At 63.0% G+C, this 1,579-nt stretch carries 1 protein-coding gene and 2 pseudogenes; all 3 read left to right on the top strand.

What is annotated here, in order from left to right; genetic code table 11:
* Window positions 1–170 (top strand): annotated as a pseudogene (locus EN914_RS34915) (energy-dependent translational throttle protein EttA); the annotation flags it as partial.
* A 44-nt stretch (window positions 171–214) separates the two neighbouring features.
* Window positions 215–982 carry a trans-aconitate 2-methyltransferase gene (gene tam, locus EN914_RS34910; RefSeq protein WP_024501492.1) on the top strand — a complete coding sequence of 256 codons (768 nt, stop codon included), beginning with the start codon at window positions 215–217 and terminating at the stop codon, window positions 980–982.
* 144 nt (window positions 983–1,126) lie between these two features.
* Window positions 1,127–1,579, top strand: a pseudogene (locus EN914_RS34905) (beta-ketoacyl-ACP synthase III); the annotation flags it as partial.

Below are 1,579 nucleotides of genomic sequence, written 5' to 3'. Positions count from 1 at the left end.
ATCGCATGTTCCTCGACCGCCTGGCGACGCATATCCTCGCCTTCGAGGGCGACAGCCATGTCGAATGGTTCGAGGGCAATTTCGAGGATTACGAGCAGGACAAGATCCGCCGCCTCGGGCCGGATGCCGTCAACCCGCACCGCATGACCTACAAGAGGCTGACGCGGTAAGGGGGTTTTCCGGGCGGCGATCTCAACCGGCATGAGGAGCTCAAATGGCTGATTGGTCCGCCGCCCAATATCTGAAATTTGAAGACGAGCGCACGCGGCCCGCGCGGGATCTTGTGGCGCAGGTGCCCGTCGACTTTCCACGCCGGGTCGTCGATATCGGCTGCGGGCCGGGCAATTCGACCGAGTTGCTCGTCGGGCGCTGGCCGGATGCTGGGGTGAGCGGCTTCGACACTTCGCCCGACATGATCGAGAAGGCGCGGGCGCGCTTGCCCGAGGTCACCTTTGATCTCGCCGATGCCTCCAAATGGCAGCCGGCGGAGCCGGTCGACGTGATTTTTGCCAATGCGGTGTTCCAGTGGCTGCCCGAGCATCCCGCAGTCTTCCAGCGGCTGATGGGTTTCCTCGCGCCAGGCGGCGCGCTTGCCGTCCAGATGCCCGACAATCTGGGCGAGGACTCCCACCGCCTGATGCGCGAGACCGCCGCCGAATTGCCGTTTGCCGAAAAGCTCAAGGGCGCGGCACGCGGGCCGTTGCCGCCGGTGTCGTCCTACTATGACCTCCTGTCGCCGCTCAGTGATCGGCTGGATATCTGGCATACCATCTACAACCACCCGCTTGCCGACGCCGAAGCGATCGTCGAATGGGTGAAGTCGACGGGCCTGAAACCGTTCCTCGATCCGCTGGATTCCGACGAACGGGCGATGTTCCTCGAAAGCTACACGGCCAAGATCGCCAAGGCCTATCCGAAAACGGCTAGCGGTAAGGTGCTTTTGCGCTTTCCACGCATCTTCATCGTTGCCAAGCGGGCCTGATTATCCATGTTGCACGAGGACCAGTCCGGCCTAAACCTTTGGTTTAAGCCGGCGTAAACCGACGCGGTGAGAAAACTGTTGCGCCGGAGCGTTCCGGCGCCCACATGAAGCCCGCAACGCCTGCGGATGGGACGGACTGGATATATGCATCGCGTCATCATCAGCGGCATCGGCGTTGAAATTCCCGAACCCACAATCACCAATGAAGAGCTGGTGGCCAGCTTCAATGCCTGGGTCGACGCGGAGAATGCGCGCCGCCTGGGCACCGACGAGCCGCCGCTGGCGAAATCGGATAGCGACTTCATCGTCCACGCTTCGGGTGTGCGCACCCGTCATGTGATCGAGCGCGAAGGCATTCTCGATCCGACCCGCATGTCGCCGCGCATTCCGGCTCGGCCCGACGATGCGCTGTCGCTCGAAGCCGAGTTCGGCATCGCCTCGGCGAAGAAGGCTCTCGAGCATGCGGGGCTACAGCCGTCGGATATAGACCTGGTGATCTGCTCGGCCTCGCATCATCAGCGGCCCTATCCGGCGATCGCCATCGAAATGCAGGAGGCGCTGGGCACGAAGGGCGCAGGCTTCGACATGGGGCTCGGC

Origin of the sequence: Mesorhizobium sp. M7A.F.Ca.CA.001.08.2.1, assembly GCF_003998455.1 — a bacterium.
Taxonomy (GTDB): domain Bacteria; phylum Pseudomonadota; class Alphaproteobacteria; order Rhizobiales; family Rhizobiaceae; genus Mesorhizobium; species Mesorhizobium ciceri.
This window is presented reverse-complemented; position numbering and strand designations above follow the sequence as displayed.

What these genes read in the sequence shown, in the direction of transcription:
- tam (WP_024501492.1), top strand. Translation starts at nt 215, where the DNA reads ATGGCTGATTGGTCCGCCGCCCAATATCTGAAATTTGAAGACGAGCGC.